General features: G+C 70.5%; 18 protein-coding genes. 7 read left to right on the forward strand and 11 right to left on the reverse strand.

Annotation, left to right across the window (positions count from 1 at the left end):
- Window positions 1-13: 13 nt before the first annotated feature.
- The 6 genes from dhaK to IH68_RS0101090 form a co-directional block, all read right to left on the reverse strand.
- The gene (dhaK, locus tag IH68_RS0101060; protein ID WP_030926950.1) at window positions 14-1,006 is read right to left on the reverse strand and encodes a dihydroxyacetone kinase subunit DhaK; all 993 of its coding nucleotides are present in this window, start codon (window positions 1,004-1,006) and stop codon (window positions 14-16) included.
- A gap of 1,072 nt (window positions 1,007-2,078) precedes the next feature.
- Entirely contained in the window at window positions 2,079-4,373 is a 2,295-nt protein-coding gene (locus IH68_RS0101070; RefSeq protein WP_051833036.1) for an NACHT domain-containing protein, read from the reverse strand.
- 507 nt (window positions 4,374-4,880) lie between these two features.
- Window positions 4,881-7,019: a caspase, EACC1-associated type gene (locus tag IH68_RS51605; RefSeq protein WP_051833039.1), complete on the reverse strand. Its 2,139-nt coding sequence runs from the start codon at window positions 7,017-7,019 to the stop codon at window positions 4,881-4,883.
- 5 nt (window positions 7,020-7,024) lie between these two features.
- Complete coding sequence (locus tag IH68_RS0101080; RefSeq protein WP_051833041.1) at window positions 7,025-7,387, reverse strand: effector-associated constant component EACC1; 363 nt, start codon at window positions 7,385-7,387, stop codon at window positions 7,025-7,027.
- A 225-nt stretch (window positions 7,388-7,612) separates the two neighbouring features.
- A complete protein-coding gene (locus IH68_RS56945; protein WP_199931824.1) occupies window positions 7,613-8,032 on the reverse strand; it encodes a hypothetical protein in 420 nt (139 codons plus the stop codon).
- A 63-nt stretch (window positions 8,033-8,095) separates the two neighbouring features.
- Window positions 8,096-8,677, reverse strand: a complete 582-nt coding sequence (locus tag IH68_RS0101090) for a TetR family transcriptional regulator (RefSeq protein ID WP_030926965.1) — start codon at window positions 8,675-8,677, stop codon at window positions 8,096-8,098.
- Between the two features lie 124 nt (window positions 8,678-8,801).
- Between IH68_RS0101090 and IH68_RS0101095 the strand changes: the two genes are divergently transcribed.
- Entirely contained in the window at window positions 8,802-9,932 is a 1,131-nt protein-coding gene (locus tag IH68_RS0101095) for an FAD-dependent oxidoreductase (protein ID WP_030926967.1), read from the forward strand.
- Here IH68_RS0101095 and IH68_RS0101100 read toward each other — a convergent pair.
- Complete coding sequence (locus IH68_RS0101100) at window positions 9,919-10,170, reverse strand: hypothetical protein (RefSeq protein WP_234341138.1); 252 nt, start codon at window positions 10,168-10,170, stop codon at window positions 9,919-9,921. The two genes, IH68_RS0101095 and IH68_RS0101100, sit on opposite strands and share 14 nt — an antisense overlap.
- A gap of 67 nt (window positions 10,171-10,237) precedes the next feature.
- Window positions 10,238-12,085: a LuxR C-terminal-related transcriptional regulator gene (locus IH68_RS0101105; protein WP_234341139.1), complete on the reverse strand. Its 1,848-nt coding sequence runs from the start codon at window positions 12,083-12,085 to the stop codon at window positions 10,238-10,240.
- Window positions 12,086-12,140: 55 nt separating this feature from the next.
- Here IH68_RS0101105 and IH68_RS56950 point away from each other — a divergent pair, with 55 nt between their 5' ends.
- On the forward strand, window positions 12,141-12,341 hold the full coding sequence (locus tag IH68_RS56950) for a hypothetical protein (protein WP_030926973.1): 201 nt from the start codon (window positions 12,141-12,143) through the stop codon (window positions 12,339-12,341).
- A 29-nt stretch (window positions 12,342-12,370) separates the two neighbouring features.
- On the opposite strand, the gene IH68_RS0101120 is transcribed toward IH68_RS56950, so the two are convergent.
- Complete coding sequence (locus IH68_RS0101120; protein WP_030926975.1) at window positions 12,371-13,672, reverse strand: diacylglycerol/lipid kinase family protein; 1,302 nt, start codon at window positions 13,670-13,672, stop codon at window positions 12,371-12,373.
- Between the two features lie 159 nt (window positions 13,673-13,831).
- Here IH68_RS0101120 and IH68_RS0101125 point away from each other — a divergent pair, with 159 nt between their 5' ends.
- A complete protein-coding gene (locus IH68_RS0101125; RefSeq protein WP_030926977.1) occupies window positions 13,832-15,244 on the forward strand; it encodes a DUF2252 domain-containing protein in 1,413 nt (470 codons plus the stop codon).
- Here IH68_RS0101125 and IH68_RS0101130 read toward each other — a convergent pair.
- Both IH68_RS0101130 and IH68_RS0101135 read right to left on the reverse strand, forming a co-directional pair.
- Window positions 15,234-16,547 (reverse strand): cation:proton antiporter, encoded by a 1,314-nt coding sequence (locus IH68_RS0101130; protein WP_030926979.1) that lies wholly within the window; start codon window positions 16,545-16,547, stop codon window positions 15,234-15,236. The two genes, IH68_RS0101125 and IH68_RS0101130, sit on opposite strands and share 11 nt — an antisense overlap.
- Before the next feature lie 40 nt (window positions 16,548-16,587).
- Window positions 16,588-16,974 carry a sulfatase-like hydrolase/transferase gene (locus IH68_RS0101135; RefSeq protein ID WP_107057375.1) on the reverse strand — a complete coding sequence of 129 codons (387 nt, stop codon included), beginning with the start codon at window positions 16,972-16,974 and terminating at the stop codon, window positions 16,588-16,590.
- A 181-nt stretch (window positions 16,975-17,155) separates the two neighbouring features.
- On the opposite strand from IH68_RS0101135, the gene IH68_RS0101140 reads away from it, so the two are divergent.
- From IH68_RS0101140 to IH68_RS0101155, 4 genes are all read left to right on the forward strand, one after another.
- Window positions 17,156-17,587: a DUF7144 family membrane protein gene (locus IH68_RS0101140; protein WP_030926983.1), complete on the forward strand. Its 432-nt coding sequence runs from the start codon at window positions 17,156-17,158 to the stop codon at window positions 17,585-17,587.
- 61 nt (window positions 17,588-17,648) lie between these two features.
- Window positions 17,649-18,260, forward strand: a complete 612-nt coding sequence (locus IH68_RS0101145) for a DUF308 domain-containing protein (RefSeq protein WP_037884423.1) — start codon at window positions 17,649-17,651, stop codon at window positions 18,258-18,260.
- A gap of 141 nt (window positions 18,261-18,401) precedes the next feature.
- On the forward strand, window positions 18,402-19,661 hold the full coding sequence (locus tag IH68_RS0101150; RefSeq protein WP_037884424.1) for a hypothetical protein: 1,260 nt from the start codon (window positions 18,402-18,404) through the stop codon (window positions 19,659-19,661).
- Window positions 19,662-19,802: 141 nt separating this feature from the next.
- Complete coding sequence (locus tag IH68_RS0101155; protein WP_030926989.1) at window positions 19,803-20,204, forward strand: SHOCT domain-containing protein; 402 nt, start codon at window positions 19,803-19,805, stop codon at window positions 20,202-20,204.
- The last annotated feature ends 335 nt before the right edge of the window (window positions 20,205-20,539 follow it).

Raw genomic sequence — 20,539 nt, forward strand, 5'->3', positions numbered from 1 at the left:
TCGGCCCGCCGGTCTACATGCCCCAGCGCAGCCCGGGCGTCTTCACCGGCGCGTCCCACAGCCGCAGCAGCTCCTCGTCGATCTGGCACAGGGTGACCGAGGCACCGGCCATGTCGAGGGAGGTGACGTAGTTGCCCACCAGCGTCCGGGCGACGGCGACGCCGCGCTCGCCGAGCACCCGCTGCACCTCGGCGTTGAACCCGTACAGCTCCAGCAGCGGCGTCGCACCCATGCCGTTGACCAGGACGAGGACCGGGTTGCGCGGGGGCATGTCCTCCAGGATCGCGTTCACCGCGTACTCGGCGATCTCACCCGAGGTCATCATTGCCCGCCGCTGCCGGCCGGGCTCGCCGTGGATGCCGATGCCCAACTCCAGCTCTCCCGAGGGCAGATCGAAGGTGGGGCTGCCCTTGGCGGGTGTGGTGCAGGCGCTGAGCGCGACGCCGAAGCTGCGGGAGTTCTCGTTGACCTGCCGGCCGATCGCCTCCACCTGCTCCAGCGACTGCCCCTCGTCCGCCGCCGCGCCCGCGATCTTCTCCACGAACAGAGTGCCGCCGACACCGCGCCGCCCGGCCGTGTAGAGGCTGTCGGTGACCGCCACGTCATCGTTGACCAGCACCTTGGCCACCTGGATGCCCTCGTCCTCGGCGAGCTCGGCGGCCATGTCGAAATTGAGCACGTCGCCGGTGTAGTTCTTCACGATGAACAGCACGCCCGCCCCGCTGTCCACGGCCGCCGCGGCGCGCGCCATCTGATCGGGAACCGGCGAGGTGAACACCTCACCCGGACAGGCCGCCGACAGCATGCCGGGACCAACGAACCCGCCGTGCAGCGGCTCGTGCCCCGAGCCGCCCCCGGAGATCAGGGCGACCTTTCCGGCGACCGGGGCATCCCGCCGTACGATCACCCGGTTCTCCACGTCGACGGTCAGCTCGGGATGGGCGGACGCCATGCCTCGCAGGGCGTCCGCGACCACGGTCTCCGCCACATTGATCAGCATCTTCATGGGTTCCTCCTGGTGAGGCTAGCTGGTGGGCTGTTGACCTGGGTTTCAGCAGGTCAGGCCGGGTCAGGGCATTAGTCGATCTTGGCGGTTCACGGCGGCCGGAAGCCGGCTCCGGCGGTATCGATGCTGACTTTGGTGACGGGGCATCGGGCCTCCGTGAGGGGTCGGCGGCATCGGCGGGAACGCTGCTGTCGGCAGTATCGACCTTGCGGCAGCGAAGGTCACGTGCGCAGACGCTCCCGGGCGTGCCCGAGGGCTCGGGGCTGGGCTACTCCGTGCTGGACGCGTACAGGCTGAGCCAGATCATGTTCACGGACAGGGGCGACATCTTGAAATGGACACGGACGACATCTTGAACCAGTACGTCGTAACCAGTCTCCTCCTGTCGCCCGGCATTGTTGTCTGACCGCATCGGATGTCAGCGCTCCTGACGGTTCGGGCGAAGCATTCTTCGAGATCGCTTCCCTGCGTCCGCCATTTGTCGGCGGAGAGTAATGATTGAGAACGGGGCGCGCGCGAGCGAGGAGGTTCTTCGTATCTTGGTGGTACACGAGCAGTACCGACGCTGACCTGCGGTGACGGTGCGGTGCGGTGCTGGTGGCCGGCGAGAACGTGGTCCGCGAATGGCCCGGTCTTGGTCTCGGACGAGTGACCCGGGCTATCCCTCGGCCTTCTCCATACGCGTCGTGCACCGACGCACCTGCCGCTGGCGGTCAAGCTTCGACGGGGGCGTAGCAAAGACATCGTTCGGTCCAGTAGCGGGCCTCCGGACGTCGTCGGGGGCCGAAGAGCTTTGAGGAAGCGACGCCCGCCGTTGAGTCGAGCAGCGGACTCATAAGTCGCCGACCGCGGCGGCCGCCGCCCTGATGGACTTCTGCCCACAGGCGCCAGCCCTGGCTCTCAGCCAGGCACGAAGAGAACACCCAGCTTCGCGAAGCCACCGTCGGTAGCACGTCCTCACCCCCATCCCGGCACCCTCAGCGGCCGCCGCCCGGCTGTAAGAGATAAGCGGGCGAGGAGGTCTCGAGAGGGGTGCTGCCTTCACGATCGCGATGCTGGGGTGGGGCGCCAGTTACGTCGGCGGGCGTCCCTCCGCATCTTCAGGACGCGTCGCCGGAGCCAGTATCGGCGGGGCTTCTGCGTGCCGGGCGAGGCGGCGTTGCAGGTCGATGTGGCGGAATTGGTAGATGGGGCCGACCTGCCGCAGGACGCCCCGCGCCTGGTGAGCGTCGGTGAGGAACGTCATGAGATCGCGTGGCAGGACTCCCTGACGCCGGGCAGCCAGATAGAGACGACTCAGAGCGAAATCGCCCCAGGCGGTGCGGTGGAGAGCGGCAGCCACACCAAGGACCAGTCCGCTCCAGAAGCCGATGCCGCAGCCGAACACGGTACTTTCGATCAGCCTGCTGACGGGATCGTCGCGTAGGTCACCGTCCAGATACCCCAGCAGGGTGCCCAGGAGGAGTCCGGCCAGGAGACCGAGGAGGGCGCCGGTGCGTACGAAACCCCAGCAAGTCCTGCGGTCCTGCCGGAGTAGTTCCTGTGGACTTGTGACCGAGGCGAGGTCGGCTGGGGCCGCACTCCATGCCGTGACCAGCCAGCAGACAAGTCCGGCCACCGCACCCCAGCCGACGCCGGCCACCCGGTCGAGGAGGAAGTCCAGCACCGTACCGACGAGGACCGCGGCCCCGAGTCCTAATAAGAGGGATCGGCTGTTCCAGGACCAATGGCCCCGCACCGCGGGGGCGTTTCGTTCTCGCATCCGGAACACCTGGCTGAGCAGCCATCCCGCGGGCAGGTAGGCGGCACACACGGCCAACATCCAGAGCGGGGGCCCCAGCAGGCCACCGTCCCAGTCCCCGAAGAAGAGTGGGATATCAGGCGCGGCGCAGAACAGCGCCAGCAGGTTCCCGAGGCTACCCCCGGCGAAAAAGCCCAGAATGGCAAGGCAGATGGCCAGGAGCGTCAGCAGGAACATCGCCGCGCCCAGGACCGCGCCCGATAGCAGCCGTCGTGCGGCCTCGGGCACCGCCAGCCGCAGCTGCCACCACGCGAAGTCAGCTCCGCCGTGCAGGTCATCCTCCAAGTGCCGGGCCAGGAAGGTGAGCGTCTGCTGGGCCTGGCGGCTCGTCCACCGCACCTGATGGCCGGGAAGAGGACGGTAGGCAGAGGGGATGAAGGCGTCGAAGAGCCGGGCCCGGACGTCTGCGGCGGTGGGGAAGCGGGTGGTGTCGCACAGTTCGGCCGGGTCGGGTAACGCTGTGAGGCGTTCGCCGGGGCGCGGATTGTAGATCGTCCGGGCGAGGAACAGCGTCAGGGGCGTCTGCAGCGCCCGGCCGACGGGGGAGTCGGTGGGCAGGAGGTCGAGGACGGGCCGCCACCGCTCAGCGGACGGGGTGCCCTCTCCGCCGGCGTCGCGGCGCAGGTAGGCGGCGCCCTCCGCAGGGGCCACCGCATCAAGTTCGATGCCGGCTGCCCCGTTGAGGCGCACGGGTACGCCTACGTTGGCGGGTGGATCGACAGCGGTCCGGTACTCGGCGGTGCGGCTGGTCAGGACGAGGGGCGTGCCCGGAGGCAGGGTGCGGTTCACGGCGTCCAGCGCCACTGCGCGGGTGTGCGCGGGCAGTTCGTCCAAGCCGTCGAGCAGGGGGATGACCAGGCGCTGGTCCAGTAGAGCGCGGGCACGCGACGTGACCCGACTGGGTCCGCCGGCGGCTGGAGCGGGAGCCGGCGCGGCGAGGCCCGGGTAGTCGGTGGCGAGACGTTCGGCCAGCCATGTGTCGAGTTCCTGGCGGTCGGGGTCCCAGGAGGCCAGGGGGAAGACGACCGGGACCGGCGAGCCCGCCTCGCGCGACTGGAGCAGGCCCAGCAGGAGGCGTACCAGCATCATCGTCTTTCCCGCGCCCGGCTCACCGAGGATCAGCAGGCGTCTGCCCGGTACTCGGGCGGTGAAGACCTGGACGATCTCGCCGTCGCTGCCAGCCAGGCACTCGGGGCCGTCGGCCCAGGCTGGCGGCAGCGTGGGCCGATCAGAGGGGGCCCCGGTGGAAGTGCGCACGAGAAGGTCCCAGGGTTCCACCACGTCGTCACGGGCGGGCCGCCAGGGCACCGGCAGTGCGTACGGTTCCTCGAGGCGACGGACTCTGGCCTCCGCCTGCCACTGGGTTCGCACCGCGAAGGCCAGTTCGTCGGTCATCGCCGTCAGGCCGAGGCTGTCAGCCTTTTCGCGCCGGTCGGCCTTGTAACCGAGCCACGACATGTACAGCGACGCCACACCGACGACTAGGCCCACGGCAGTGCTGGCGACCCCCAGCAGGTGTTCCGCGCTCGCTCCGCCGCGCCAGTGAGTCGACTTTGCGAAGATCATTCCGACGGACGCGACAGCGCCCGCAACCAGGGCCCATGCTCGGTAGCGTCCGTGCCTGCTGGTGCCGTCGTCGCCTGGTGCGTCCCCCGTTCGCATGGGTATGAGAATGCCCTATCGCGCCGCAGGGCGACAGGGTGAAGCCGGACGAGTGGAACCCATCGCTTGGGATGGCCTGTGGCAGCACCTGACGGTCCTCGACATCCCCGATTCTTGCCGGCCGTGAGGTGGTCCTCGTCCTGGTTGAGCCCGCAACCAGGCGCGGAACCGGTAGTACAGCAGCACAGCACGAACAGGTTCAACGCCGTTGGCTTCTTGACCGTCAGATGAGGCTATGGGCCGGTCCGGCGAACAGGCCGTCCTGGTTCCTCGGTCGGCGGCACCAGCGCCGCGGTCCACGAGTGGGCGGTCGAAGCTCCTCGGCTGCCTCGCCGTAACTCCAGGCCCCCGCGCAGGAAGGAACGACTCCGACCTGCACGGGGGCAGTTCCTTGACCTTGGCGGCCGACGGTCAGGAGTTCTGGTAGACGCCGTCCCAGGTGAACTGCGCCGCGCACTCGGCTGAGTCCGTACGACGGGCGGTCACGGTCAGGGAAGCGAGGTTGGCCCGCAGCTTCTCGGTGAGGTCGCGGCTCGGGTGCGCGCGGGAGAGCGTCCCCTTGGCCGCCGTCGCGTTGCCGGCCGTCACCGACCACCGCACTGTGGCCGAGCACGTGCTCTGCAGGTACAGGGCCCCCCGCAGCGCCCACCCGTACCTGCCGGCTGCTGGGTCGAAGACGGTCCTCACCGTCCGGCCTGCCGCGATCTTCCATTTCTGTCCGGTGACCTGACAGCCGTCACCCTCCCCTTGCGTTATCGGAGCGCAGGCGGTCATCGGGATCGGTCTGTCTCCTGACCTGTATGTGAGGGTGAGAGGCAGCTCCAGGAAGCCGAAGACGAGAACGCCCACGACCACCGCGCCGGCCAGCGTGCCGAGGAGGATCCGCCGGACTCGGCCCGGGCCCGCCACGGCCGGTCCCGTTGCGGTGCCGGTGGTCGCCGCGGGGGCGAGGCGCGGAGGGGGCGGCGTCTGGGTACCGCGCACCGCGGGGCCCGGACCGGGTCCGGCGTCGAGGACCCGCGTCGCGGTGCCCGCTTCGGCGTCGGAGAGCTGGTGCCCGGTTCGGGCTGGCACGGATGCGGCCCGGAACCGCTCCAGCAGCCCGCCCAGTTCGCGGTCGCGGTCGGCCAGCTCGCGGCGAGTGTCCACGAGCCGTCTGACCAGCTCCGACTCCCGTTCGTTCCACAGTCGTTCGACTTGCTGGACGCGGGTGGTGAGCCGCGCGAGCTGGTCTCGCGTGGCCCGCAGCTGCCCGGCGCTCTCCTCCCGGAGCTCCTGCTCCGCGTGCAATTGGGCCCGCAGCTCCGTGGCCTCGGCACGCGAACGGTCAAGGGCCTGCCGTGCTTCGGACAAGAGGAGCAGGTGGGTGAGGGTGACAGCCGCTCGCGATGCGTACGTCTCCAGGTCCTTCAGCCGGCGGACACCGGGCACGGCCCGCTGCGATGGGACATGAGCCTCCAGCAATCCCACCTGTGCACCGTCGGAGTGACGGAGGGGCACACGCAGCTGGCGGTCCAGCCTCTGTGCCCCGCCATCCCCTCTGCCGTCCGCCGTCAGTACGCTCTCTCCCTCGCCCGGGAAGGTTTCCGAGGCCGGGGCGAGGCCTGGCAGGGGGTCGCCGAAAGCGGCGCGAGTGACGAACTGGCCGTCGTGCCCGGCCAAACTGATCCGGGCGTACGCGTAGCCGAGACCGGTGACGACTGCTTCGGTCACCGTCCGGCAGATCCCCTCCACGTCCCGGGCGTCATGTGAGGACTTCTCCAGGGCCGCGACCAGGTCGTCGACAGCGACGTCAGGGTACGGCACGTACGAGGCGTTCGGAACGAAGGGCAGACGGCCGACGAGATCCTCGTCGAGGCAGTGGGACGGCTGCCAGCCAGCCGCGACCAGCCGCTCGCGCAGGTACCACGCGGTGGTGGACAGATCGAGGACCTCCGGGGCGTTCTCCTCCCCCTCCCTCAGCAGTCCCAGCAGCGCCCCCGTGAAGGCCGTGTACTCCTCGCCCCGCGGTGCGACCGTGATCTGCATCGGCCCCGCCGCGGCCAGGATGAACGTCCCGTCGATCCCTGCAAGTCCCACCAGGTCCGCAGCCTGGGCCTCCATCGCGCGGGCGCTGTAGCAGCAGTCCAGGATGACGATCCGGCGCCGTGCACGGCACTTCTGCAAGGGCTCGCGCACACACTCGGGATAGGGCATGGCATCGAGATGGACGCGGAGTGTGTCGCAGCTGGTGCTGGAGACGGCCAGGTGCAGGATGCCTTTGCTGTTCAGCATGCCGTGGCCGGCGTGGTACACGAGCAGCGTGTCCGTGGCTGCCTGGGCCGCGTCCACGATCGCGTTACCCGCTTCCTTCACCGTCTGCGGGTTGATCACCTCCGTGCAGTGCGTCTCGGGCAGGTTCCACAGCGGCCCCGTGAGCAGTTCACGCAGTGCGATCACACCCCGGGGAACGGCGGGTAGATCGTTCAGGTCCGGGTCCTGGAAGGAGCTCGCACCGATGAGCACCGCACGCGAGGCCTGCGCTGCGGGCAGGCTCGTCGGGACGTTCAAGGCGGTTACTCCCGGCCCTCGTCGTCCAGCAGCCGCCCGAGCAGCAGTGCGGCATCTTCCGCCGAGGCGTCCGACACGCTCACCGAGGTGCCGTCCGGCCGTCGTACGGTCACCGTCGGCCGGCCCGGACGGACGGCGCGCCATTGCGCCACGGACAGCGCGAGCTGCGCCGCCTGGAACCCCACGTCGAGCGTCAGGTTCAGCACGTCGAGGACCTCACCCTGCGCACCGGGAACGGGAGGCCCGGAGGAACCCAGCACAGGCCGCGCCGTACGCCGCACGGACCGGTCGGCGCTGAGCCAGTCGTGGAGCGAACGCAGCTCCCGCTCGCCGTGGACGCCGGACCCGACACTGATGGTGATCTCCACGCACTCCCCCTCTTGGGCTCCAGCAGGCGCTGGAATGCGTGGCACAGCATATGAAGGACCAATGGATGAACAGCAAAAATTCATCATTTGATCGGAAGTGAATTGAAATGACCGTTCATCAGTACAGGGCGTCCGAGGGTCGTACGACGTGTGGCCGCAGGCCTGCAGCGCGGGTATGGCGGCTGCGATGCCGTGGGCAGTGCCACGCTCGGGGTGGTTCATGTGTCAGATGACGATGGAGCCGACGGGCGCTGGCCCGACGGTCGTCCGGACCTGCTCGGGGCTGAAGGCGGCGCCCGCGTCGCCGTTGATCGAGAAGTCCACGAACCGCTCGCCGAGCGCGGTGACGATCCTGGCCGCGACGTCGTCGGAGTAGGCGCCGGAGCGGAAGAAACGCGGCGGTCTGCCCAGTAGGCGGGTGAGGCTGCCAGTTGCGATACTTCGCCGAGGCCGGTCGGCAGGAGTGCGGGAGCGCCTGAATGACGCATCGCACGCCTTCAGAGACGAGCATGACGCGGTGTCACGGGAAACGGGCCGCCCACCGGAGAGCACGGCGAAAGGCGCAGCCACGCGCGACACGTGTTCGCCCAGCACGGACAGGGGCTGCCCGATGAACATAGGGGCGAACTGCGACTCGTGATGCACGGCGCCGGGACCTGCAGGGACGGTGAGCGCGCGCGGAATCTCCTTCCGCCGGTGAGGGGGGCTCTACTCGGGGTCGAGGGCGGCCAGGATGGCCGGGGCGAGGCCGGCTTCGATCTCGTCCGGCGTCAGGGTGGTCACTGCGGGAAGGCATAGCAGATAGCGGGTGAGTCCGAGGCCGAGGAGCTGCGCGGAGACCAGGCCGGCCCGGCGTGCGGCGAGTTCCGGGCCCAGGGCTGCGGCCAGCGCGGGGGCGACCTGCGACGCGAAGATCTCGTGCATCCGTGCTGCGGCCTGTTCGTTGGTGACCGCCGAGCGCATCAGGACCAGCAGTGCGTCGTCGGCCGGGTCGCCCTCCCAGCGTTCGAGGAAGTGCCGCACCAGGGCGTGGGCGAGCTCGTCCGCCGGGATGCCCGTGAGGTCCGGCAGTCGCAGGTCGATGGTGAGTGTCGCGTCGAAGAGCTGGGCCTTGTTGCCGAAGTAGCGCATGACCATCGAGGGGTCGATGCCGGCGTCGGAAGCCACGGCTCGGATGGTGGTGCGCTCGTAGCCCTGGGCTGCGAATCGTTGGCGTGCGGCGCGCAGGATCGCGGCCTTGGTGCGGTCCGAACGTCTGTCGGTGCTGGTGATCTCGGTGCCTTGCGTCATGTCAACGACTGTAGGCCAACGCGTGTTGACTTTCCACTGGGGAGCGGAGCATCATGTCAACGAATGTTGGCCAACATTCGTTGGCAAACGCTCGTTGACTTGTCCTGAAAGGGAAAACCACGACATGAACACCACCGAACTCCCCGGCCGTACCGATGTCGCGATCGTGGGCGGCGGCCCGACCGGCCTGGCGCTCGCCGTCACGCTCGCTTCCGCCGGCATCGACTTCGTCGTCCTGGACCGGCTGACCGAGGGCGCGAACACCTCGCGCGCCGCCGTCGTCCACGCCCGCACCCTGGAAGTCCTGGACGAGCTCGGAGCCTCCAAGGAGCTGATCGCGCGAGGCGTTCAGGTCACCCGGTTCGCCGTCCGCGACGGCGCCCACCGGCTGCTGACCGTGCCGTTCGACCGGCTGCCCACGCCCCACCCGTACACGCTGATGGTTCCCCAGTACGAGACCGAGAGCGTGCTGCTGGACCGGCTGCGCGCGCTCGGTGGTGACGTGCACCGCCCCTACGAGGTCGCCTCCGTCGTCCAGGACGAGGACGGCGTGACGCTCACCATGACCACCGGCGAGACGCTGCGCGCCGCGTACGCCGTCGGCGCCGACGGCATGCACAGCACCGTGCGCGAAGCGGCCGGCATCGGCTTCACCGGAAACGCGTACGCCGAGTCCTTCGTACTCGCCGACGTCGTGATGGACTGGGCCCCGGGCCCCAGCGAGGTCTCGCTCACCTTCGGTACTGCGGGACTCACCGTCGTTGCCCCGCTCCCCGGCGGCCACTACCGGGTCGTCGCCACCGTGGACGACGCGCCCGCCACACCGGACATCGACTTCGTCCAGCGTCTGCTCGACGAACGCGCCCCCGGCCAGGCCAAAGTCACCGGCCTGGCATGGTCGTCACGGTTCCGTGTGCACCACCGGGTCGCCGACCGCTACCGCGCCGGCCGTCTGCTGCTGGCCGGCGACGCTGCCCATGTCCACAGCCCGGCCGGCGGCCAGGGCATGAACACCGGCATCCAGGACGGCTACACGCTCGGCCGGGCGTTCGCCACCGGGCAGCTCGACGGCTACGAGGCGCAACGCCGCCGCGTCGCCCAGCGGGTGGTCGCCTTCACCCACCGGATGACCCGAGTGGCCACCACACGCAACCCGATGGCTCGCGGGGCACGCAACATCGCGCTTCCCCTGCTCGGCCGCACAGCGATGCCCCGGAAGCTCGCCACCGAACTCGCCGAGCTCAACTACCGGTAGCACAACCGTTGTTCGGGGACTCTGGGGTCGTCGTCTCTTCGAAGGTCAGTACGTCGTGGCCGGTGTCCCAGAGCAGGGTCAGCAGGGCGCGTACCGACGCCTGGTCGACGTTCTCGACGATCAGTACGGTGCCGTACGCGCCCGGCGTCGACACCTGGTCGAACCTGGTCCGGATCACGTCCAGCACGGTGCGGGAGATCGGTCCGCGCAGCGTCAGCTCGTAACGGGGAGGGGCCATGCGCACAGGGAACACGCAGCCCGGACGGCACCGCACCACCCGCCCCGGATGAGTACCCGGCGTGGGGTCAGATCAAGCCGAGTTCACGTGCAGTTGTGACGGCGTCGTACCGGGAGGCGACGCCGAGCTTGCGGTAGAGGCTCTTGTTGTACGCCTTGACCGTGTTGATCGACAGGAACATTGCTGCCCCGATCTCCCGCTGGGTCGCCGACCCCTGCAGTGCCCGCAGGATGGACAACCCCCGGTCGGTCAGTTCCTCCGGGAGAGCACCGGAGCGTACGGCGGTTCGGGCGCCGGCCCGGCCCAACCGGGCCTCGCTCTCCTCGAGCCGCCGCCTCGCGTAGCCGCTCATCGGCTCCTCGTCCACCACCTCGCGGGCTCGCGTCAATGCGGCACGGGCGGCGGGGCGGTCCCCGCAGGCGAGCTCGGCGTCGGCGAGATAGAGCAGGCCGAGGAAGAGCACGGTAGGCCGCGGGTGAAGTTCGGCGAGGGCGACGGCGCGGGGCAGCAGAGCGGTGGCCGCCTCCATGTCCGCGTTCTGGTAGCTACGCCTGGCCTGGGCGATGCGCAGCGGGGCCAGCCCCGGCGTACTCGTCTCCCGCCCGTCGCGCTCGACGGCGTCGGCGAGCGGACGGGCCTCGCGCAGCACCCGGTCGCAGTCCTCGCCGCGGCCGGCTTCGACGAGGCTGATCGTCAGCGTGCCGGCGCCCTGAAGCATCAGCGACGGCGGCCACGCCTTGCGGTGCGTCGGCGACGACCAAAGGTGGAGCAGCAGCGTGGCGGCCTCGTCGAATCGCCCGTCGCGAGCCAGCATGGCCCCCAGTGCCGCGCGTACGGTCGGATGCCCGGCGGCGCCTGCCTCGGTTTCCTCGCGCAGCGCCTGCTGCACCATGGCGACGGATCGGGCGGCCTCGGCATCCGACATGCCGAAGCCCGCACGCACGCAGAGCACGGCGCTGCGGAAGTTGTGCCAACCGGGGACGACGATGTCGGGCGTACCACTCGCCTCACAGACGTCCAGCCAGCGGTTCACCCACTCCTGATCGCCGCAGAGCGCGGCCGTGTAGGCCAGCGAGAACGCCAGCGCCGGGGCCACCGCCCGGATGGGCAACCGCTCGCCGAACTGCAGATAGGTCGCCGCGGCCCCGCGCGGGAAGAACCAGGTCTCCGCGTTACGCAGCATCAGCTCCGCGGCGTCGTCGTCGCGGCCGGCCCGCAGCAGGTGGTGCACCGCATCGTCGATCCGGTCGGGTACCGGGCCGGCGCCCGCGAGGCGGCCGCGGCGGCCCAGGATGCCCAGTGCGGCGCCGGTGGCGCGGGCGAAGGCCGGGGCGCGGTGGGCGGCGAGTGCGGCCTTGCCGACGGTGCGGGCGACGCGGGTGCGGTCGCCGGTCGAGGTGGCCGCGCTCTCGTCGGCCCAGCGTTCGATGGTGTACGTGACGGCGGTGGCGAGCGGGCGCAGGAGCGGGTTGGCGGCGGCGCCGAGCTGGGCCGGGGCGACGAAGGCGTAGTGGTGAGCCGCGAGATGGGCGCGCTCGTGGGCGAGCAGGATGTCGTGCTCGGTCTCGTGCAGGGTGTGCAGCATGCCGGTGGATACGACGATCCGGCCAGGCAGTCCGGGGAGTGCGTAGGCGTCGGGGGCTTCGTCCTCCATGACGACCAGGCCGTCGCGCGCGGGCATGCACGCCGCGTCCATCGCCGCGGCGGCCAGCGTGCGGGCCCGGCGCCAGAGCATGTGGACGACCGCGAGCACCGCGCCGCCGAGCAGCAGTCCCGCGATCAGGGCGATGCGATAGACGACCGTGTTGCGGTGGATATGCCAATGCGGGACTTCACCGCCACACGCCACCCCGGGCGCCTGCCCGCCCACGACTTCGAGACCGCCCCGGCCATCGCCCTGCTCAGGACCGGGCACGACTGTCGTTCGGACTGGCTGCGGGCGGGAGAGGCACTCGGACACGGTCCCGCTCGTGGCCACCGCCCTGGGGCTGCGTGCGTCGCTGCTGCACCAGCCGATGGAACGGCTCGACCTGCGCCGCTTCCTCAGCTCGGACCCTCCCCACATCGGGCATGCTCAGATGCCGATCCGGCTCGGCTACGGCCCGGAGGGCCCCACCACGCCGCGTCGTGTCCCCCGAGCGGTGCTGGATGCTCAGGTGCCGCACCGATAGCCGCGACGACCGGTTCCCGCCGGCCGCGGTCAGCGCGCCGCGGCCGCGGTACGGCGTGCGAAGGCAAGCCGGCCCAGGGCTCGCCAGTCCGTCGGTGGATTCGCCCGGGGCGGCCCCGGCCGGCCGCTGGGCACCCGCACCCGCAGCGAACCCGGCGCGATGCGGCAGGTGACGGGGGTGGGCAGGACGAGGGCCTCGCCGTCGACGCCGACCGGTATCTCGGCAGCATCGGCGTCCACGACCACGTCGGTCGCGGTCAACGCGGTGAGCCCGCGGGCGTGTCGGCCGCGCAGCAGGTCGACCGCCTGGGCCGCGTTGTCGACGTTGACACCGAGGACGCCGAGCGCGCCGGAATCCAGCTGGGTACGGCGACCGAGGCCGGCCGCATCGTCCACCTGGTAGGGGTTGTTGCTGACCAGCACCGCCTGCGGGGCGTCCAAGAGCACGTGGCCGACGTGCACGGTCAGCAGCGGTCCGGACCGGTGGGTCAGCAGCTCCGGGAGCTGCTGCAGGATCGTGCCCACCTTGTCGTCACGGTAGGCGTCGCTCTGCACGACCTGCGCATACACACCGAAGGACGCGTTGTTGACGAAGACCCGGTCGGAGACGAAGCCGAGGTCGATGCGGAGTTCGACTCCGTCGGTGAGGGCGTCGAGGCACCTCGAGGGGTCGGTACGGTCCAGGCCGAGATCCAGCGCGAAGTGGTTGCGAGTGCCCGCCGGGATCACCATGAACGGTACGTCGTGCTGTGCGGCCACCCCTGCGACCAGCGCCTGGGTGCCGTCCCCTCCGGCGACGCCCAGCAGGTCCGCGCCCTCGGCCACGGCTCGGCGGGCCAGCGCGGCGACGTCCTGCGGGTGAGCGGGGTCCAGCACGGCTACCTCGGCACCGAGCGCCCGGGCCCTCTCCACGAGGTGGAAACTGCCGACCTTTCCGCCGCCCGAGCGGGGGTTCATGATGAGGAACGGAGCCTTCGGTGGCGGAGTTCGCTGCTGTGGCGGCCCCGCAGGACGCTCCTCCGCGCCGAGGGCGGCCCGTCCGGTCACCCTTGCCACGGCCGCCAGGGCGAGCGCCGACAGCGCGGCCCACAGCAGGTGCAGTGCGGCGTAGTACACCAGTACGGCGAGCGGCACCACCGAGGCCAGGGCGGAGGAAAGCGCCCGGAGCAGGCCGTGATGGGTGAGCGCCCACCACGCAGCGGCCGCCGTCACAGCGAGTCCCGCCAGACCGACGAGCAGCAGGGCAACGCTCCTGATCCCGGCAGCCGCCAGCAGCAGCACGATCGCCGCGGTCGCGATCAGCAGCGCCAGACGAGCCGTCCACCTCTGCACCGGCCCGGGGCGGCGGTCGCCCGGCCCGGCCGTCCGAGCGGGAGTCTCGGCACTGCGCACAGGGGCATCACACCGCCCCACCCCGGCCGGCACATCACCTGCCCGGGGTGATCCCACGCGGGCAGCGAACCGCGACGATGCCAGAAAGGAGGGACGGTCATGGTCACGATGAACGAGAGTCCTTCGTCCTCGTCCGAGCGCGCGGCGCTGGGCAAGGAAACGCGGGCCTTGCTGCCGCGCTCCGCCCACGCCGTCTTCGAGCCGGACGCCAAGCGCCCCGATCCCGTCGACATCATCGAGCGGCAGTCCGCCACCCGAGTCCCGGAACTCGTCCCGATCCGGTACGGCCGGATGCTCGAATCGCCGTTCCGCTTCTACCGCGGCGCGGCGTCGATCATGGCGTCCGATCTGGGCGCGTCCCCGCACACCGGACTCATGGCCCAACTGTGCGGTGACGCCCATCTGCTGAACTTCCGGCTGCTGGCCTCCCCCGAGCGGCATCTGGTCTTCGACATCAACGACTTCGACGAGACCCTGCCGGGCCCCTTCGAGTGGGACGTCAAACGGCTCGCCGCGAGCCTGGTGATCGCCGGTCGCGCCAACTCGTTCCCGGAATCGGAGTGCGCCACGGTCGTGCGCGAGAGCGTCCGGGCCTACCGAGAACGGATGCGGGAGTTCGCGGGGATGCGCACCCTCGACGTCTGGTACGCCCGCGACGACGCCGCCCAGGTCGAGGCGATCCTCTCCGAGCGACTGAGCCGCAGCGAGCGTCGGCGGGTCGACACCGCATCGGCCAAGGCCCGTACCCGGACCAGTCGGCAGGCCGCCGGGAAGCTGACCCGGCTGGTCGACGGCCGGCCCCGGATCATCTCCGACCCCCCGCTCATCACACCGCTCGACGAGCTGCTGCCCGGCACCGAGGGCGACGAGCTGCAACAGACCCTGCGCGCCCTGGTCGCGGACTACTCACGCACCCTGTCGTCGGAGCGGCAGCACCTTCTGGGCCGGTTCCACGTGGTCGACATGGCGCGCAAGGTGGTCGGAGTCGGCAGCGTAGGCACCCGCTGCTGGATCATTCTGCTGCTGGGCCGGGACGACGAGGATCCGTTGCTGCTGCAGGCCAAGGAGGCAGGCAACTCGGTCCTCGCCCCCTACAGCGGCGCGAGCGTGTACGACAACCAGGGCGAGCGGGTGGTGGCCGGTCAGCGGCTGATGCAGGCCGCCAGCGACATCTTCCTCGGCTGGAAGCACATGACGGGGATCGACGGCCGCGAACGCGACTTCTACGTACGGCAGTTGCGGGACTGGAAGGGCATCGCCCAGCCGGAGACCATGGATCCCGCGACCCTGGCGCTCTTCGGCCGGCTGTGCGGCGCCTCGCTGGCGCGCGCCCATGCCCGGTCCGGCGATCCGATCGCCATCGGCGCCTATCTCGGTCGCGGTGACACCTTCGACCGGGCGCTGGCTCGCTTCGCGCAGGCCTACGCCGATCAGAACGAGCGCGATCACCGGGCGCTGGCCGATGCCGTGGCCGCCGGACAGGTGACGGCGAGGACCGACCTCACCGCGTAGCACGGGGCCCGGCGGACAGCGCCGGACTCTCCGGCGCCACGGCGCCTTCCCGCAGCTCACGCCCGGCAGCGGCGCCCGCGCGCCGGAACCAGGCGCCGTACCGCTCGGCGAGCGCCACGGCCGACACGCCGTGCAGCAGCACGCTGAGCGCCACGGTTGCAGCGACCACCCGGCCGATCTCTTGCGTCCCCGGCACATGCTCCTCCACCACGAGCAGGGCCAGTACGACGGAGGCCAGACCGCGCGGCCCGAACCATCCGATGTAGGCGACCGTCGGCGGCCGCAGACCGCTGCCGAGCAAGGAGACGGCCACGGGAAGCATTCTCACCACGGTCAGGCTGAGCACGGCGTAGAGCACGATCTTCCAGGTCAGGTGCTGCAGCGTAGGTCCCAGCAGCACCGCGCCGAAGAGCATCAGGCTGACCGACGCCAGCAGACCCGCCAGGTTCTCTGCGAACTCGGAGGTGTCGTCCCCGCTCCGCGGCTCGGTGCCGGTGGCGACGGGGAAGCGCCGAAGGGCGTATCCGAAGGCGAACCCGGCGACCCAGGCGGCGATGAAGCCGCTGCCGTCGGTGATCACAGCCAGTTCGTACGAGCCCGCGGCGACGGCGAGGACAAGGACCTGCCGCCACTCAGGAGCGACCCAGCCGCGGGCCCGTGCCGCCTGCAGCAGCCGCCCGCCGCAGCCGCCGACCAGCAGGCCCAGCGCGCTGCTGAGGAGCAGGGACCGCCAGAAGGTGCCCGCTACGCCCTCGTGCGCGTAGGACGTGCCGGGGATGGCCGCCAGGAAGACGACGAAGAACGGCAGCACCATCCCGTCGTTGAGGCCGCTCTCCACATTGAGGCCCGCGCGGACCAGTGCGGGCACCTGGGGATCGGACATGGCGCTCTTGCCCAGGGCGGCGTCGGTGGGGGCGAGGATCACGCCCACCAGAGCCAGCTCCCATGCGGTCAGCCCCGGCAGCAGCGGCCAGGCCAGCAGCCAGCCCGCGGCGATGCTCAGCAGGAGGCCGATGCCCAGCAGTCGGCCGGGCAGGAAGCCGCCCGTGGCCAGGTCGCGTCGCCGTACGGTCATGGCGTCGGTGAACAGCACCAGGGTCAGGGCGGCTTCCAGCAGGGCCGTGAGGGGCGCGGAGTCATGTTCGATGCCGACGATGTCGAGGACGGCGGGACCGATGAGGATGCCGCATCCGGTGAACACGATCGCCGAGGTGACGGGTGTGGTCGACAGCCGACGCGATCCGAGGGCGTACGCGGCGGTGACGCCCGCCACCGCCACCACGGTCCAGGCGCCACTGCTCATCGTGCGGTCCTCCTTCCGGCCGTCGCTGCACGCCCGCCCGCTAGTCGCGCATGAACGCGCCGCCGGCCTGCTTCTCCAGGTCGGCGAAGGGCTGACCGCTGACGTCGACCAGCACCTGCGCAATGTCGGCGTTCTCCATCGGGATGCGGCCGTTGCTGTCGGGGAAGCCGTTGGTGATCTCGGTGACGCAGGCCATGCCGCTGCTGGTGGCGTTGCGGCCGGTCATCAGGCACGACCGGGTGGGCGAGCACAGGGCGGTGGTGTGGAAGTTCGTGAAGCGCACCCCCGCGTCCGCGATGCGGCGCATTGCCGGGGCCCGGACCAGGCCACCGAAGAAGTCGAAGGTCCCGAAGCCCACGTCCTCCCAGACGATGTAGAGGACGTTGGGTGCCCCGTCCGGCGCCTGGGGCTGGATGCCCTGCGCGATCCTCCCCGGAACTCAGCAGCCATCTCAGCCTCCTCGGGCTGGTGGGAGTGCAATCCCAGCACAGCAGGAAGGAGACCGGCGCGACCTCACCCTCTCCGGGTGATCACGGCGCGGCGGGCCGGGTGCAGGCTCGGGGGTGAACGGCTGCGACAGCAGCCCCCGTGAGGAATGGAGGCCGGCCATGGCCAGCACCGTTACTCCTCCCCGGCACTCGCCCACTACGATGGCCGCCGCTTCCGGCCTGACCGTGTTCGCCGCGGTGATGCTGTTCATCACCGGCTTCCTCGACATCTTCCGCGGCATCATGGCGATCGCCAATGACGATGTCTTCGTCAACACCCCCAACTACGTCTTCAAGTTCGACCTGACCAGCTGGGGCTGGATCCACTTGGCACTCGGGGCGGTCGCGGTGATCGTGAGCCTCGGCCTGTTCACCGCGGCCACCTGGGCCAGGGTCGGTGGTGTGGCCATAGCGGCGCTGCTGATCGTGGCCAACTTCCTGTCCGTGCCCTACTACCCGGTCTGGTCGCTGACGCTGATCGCGATGTTCTCGTTCATCATCTGGGCGCTGTGCGTGGTGCGGCGCGACGACGTCACCGATCAGCGGATGTGAGGCGCTCTCACCCGGCGCGGGTGATCACAGGGCTCCCACATTCGACGTCGGAGGCGACACCATGACCTCGACACCCACGCCCGCACCGGCCGACGCCCAGGACATCCTGGCGGACATCGGGGACGCATGGCTGTGGGCGCTCGGCTGGGCCCTGGCGACCCTGGTCCCGGGCGTCGTCGTGCTCGTGTGGCCGAAGGAGACGCTGCATGTGCTGGCCGTCGTGATCGGTCTGCACTTCCTGCTCGGGGGCGTCTTCTCGTTCGTGTCCGCCTTCTCGCGTTCGTACCGGGACGGCGGCAGCCGGCTGATGCGCATCCTCCTGGCCTTCGGTTCCGTCCTGGTCGGGGTGGTGTGCCTGCGCCACCCGCTGCAGACCATCGCCGCGCTGTCCCTCGTCGTGGGGGTGTTCTGGCTGCTGTCGGGGCTGGTGACGGTGTACATCGCGATCGCGGACCGCGGCCGGCTACACCGCGGCCTCACGTTCGGCGTCGGAACCCTCGGTGTCGTCGCCGGCGTCGTCGTGCTCGGCTACCCGGCCGAGTCGGCCGTGGCTCTCGCCCGGCTGCTCGGACTCTGGCTGGTGCTGCTCGGCGTCGCGGAGGTCGCCGTGGCGTTGGCGCTGCGCTCGGCCGGCCGACGCGCCCGTCACGCCGCGGACACGGCACCGACGTGATCGGCACCGACGTACTGGTCCCGAGCCAAGCCATCAGCGCGAATCCTCACTCGTACGGACCTGCCCGGTGTGCGCTCTGCCGGATGCTCGGCGGCAATGGAGAGGAGGCAGAAGAACGCCGCCGCAGAAGCTGGAGTTCGCATGAGCCCCGCACCCGGGAGGACCGTCCGCGCGACGGCATCCGCCGTACTGATCGTGCTGACCTGCATCCTCGTCCCCGTCGCGCTGCTCACGGTGTGGGTCCACGACATCGCGCTCGACACCGACCGGTACGTGTCCACGGTCTCCCCGCTGGCCACCGACCCGGCGATCCAGGATGCGGCCGTCAAGCGGATCTCCAAGGCGGCGGACGTACGTGTCGACGGTAACCAGGCCGCCGCGGAGCTCGCCGGCTGGCTGCACTCCCAGGGTCTGCCGCCACGGGCCACCGCCGCGGTACGAGGGCTGGGACCGCAGATCGATTCCGCCACCGATAGCGCGGTCACGAAGGTCGTCACCAGGGTGGTGCACAGCGACGCCTTCGCCACGGTGTGGACAAACGCCAACCGAAGGGCACACAGCGCCGTGGTGCACGTGCTCACCGGGGAGGGGCGCGGCGCCTTGGGCGTCAGTGACGGCACGGTCACACTCGACGTCGGAACCGCCGTCGACCAGGTGAAACAGCAGCTGGTCGCCGCTGGTCTGTCCCCGGCCGAGAAGATCCCCGACGTCAACAAGCAGCTGGTGCTGATCCAGTCCGACCAGCTCTCCAAGATCCGCAAGGGTGCCCATGCCCTGGACGTGATCGGCAACTGGTTCCCCGTCCTCGTCGTCCTGATCGGCGCCGCCGGAGTGTTCCTGGCCCGCCGCAGGCGGCGCGCCCTGGCCCGTACCGCCCTCGGCGCGGCCTTCGCCTGCCTGGTGGTGGCCATCGTCCTGGTCCTCGCACGCCGCTACTACCTGGACCACCTCCCGCCCCAGGTGCAGTCGGAGGCGGCCGCGGCAGCCATCTTCGACACCCTGCTGCACTTCCTGAAGGTCAGCCTGCGCACAGCGATCGTGCTGGGGATCGTGATCGCGCTCGGCGCCTACCTGATCGGTCCCGGACGGCTGCCGGTGGCCATCCGCAGTACCTCCGAACGCACCGCGGACTCCGCCGCCACCTGGGCATACGCGCATCAGGTCCGCACCGGAAAGATCGGCGTCTGGGCGCAGACCTACCGCCGGTGGATCGCGCTGGCCGCCCTGCTGATCGTGGCTCTGGTCTTCGCGCTGTGGAACCACCCCACCGTGCTCACGATCGTGCTGCTCTGCCTCGTCCTGCTCGCCGTCCTGGCACTCCTGGCGCTCCTCGCAGCCGGCGGCCGCGCCATGCTGGACGCGGAGCGGGCACCCCCACCGCAACCGCACGACGCCTCTTGAGACTTCGCCGTCCCGCCCCGAGGTCCGTGGCCCACCCGCACGGGGTGATGCCGTACGGGCGAGGCCGGGCGCATCGTGTGAGGCGCAGGCCCTCACCGGTCGCGCAGCCGTCGTCGCGGCCACCGGCGTGCGGAGGCATCCATGGACTACCCCCTGCTCGACGCGTTCCTGACCATGCTCTGGTTCTTCCTGTGGATCATGTGGTTCATGCTGCTGTTCCGCGTGGTCGGAGACATCTTCCGGGACGACGCGCTCAGCGGCTGGGCCAAGGCCGGCTGGACCCTGCTGGTCTGTGCGCTGCCGTACCTCGGCGTCCTCGTCTATCTGGTCGCCCGCGGGCGCGGGATGGGCGAGCGCGAGATGCGCCGGGCCCGGGCCCAGGAACAGGCGTTCCGCTCGTACGTTCAGCAGGCCGCCGCCCCGGGCCCGACGGCCGGGGCCACCAAGGCGGACGAACTCGGCAGGCTGGCCGCCCTGCACGATCAGGGCGCCATCACCGATGCCGAGTACGAGCGGGCCAAGACCAAGGTGCTGGCCGTCTGACATGCCGCGCCGCCGCCGAGGCCGGCGGGGTGCTCCGTGGACGGAATCAACGTCTGCCCCTGGCCGTGACGATGGTGGTCGGACCCCAGATCATGTCGGCGATCATCTTCGTCACCGCGCCCGAGCCGTCCGGGTGTCGGCCGGCTTCCTCGCCGGTGTCGCACTCGCCACGACGGTCGGCACGGCGATCACCTTCTCCATCGCCTCGGCGTTCGACCTGGGTGCGGCGACTCAGGATCGAGCGGCAGCATCATCCAGTACGCGCTGGTCGGCGTGTTGGCCGCCGCGGCGATCAAGAACTGGGAGGCGGGAGACTGGTCAACATCGTCGTCTGC

It is taken from the genome of Streptomyces sp. NRRL S-646, assembly GCF_000720765.1.
Classification (GTDB): Bacteria; Actinomycetota; Actinomycetes; order Streptomycetales; family Streptomycetaceae; genus Streptomyces.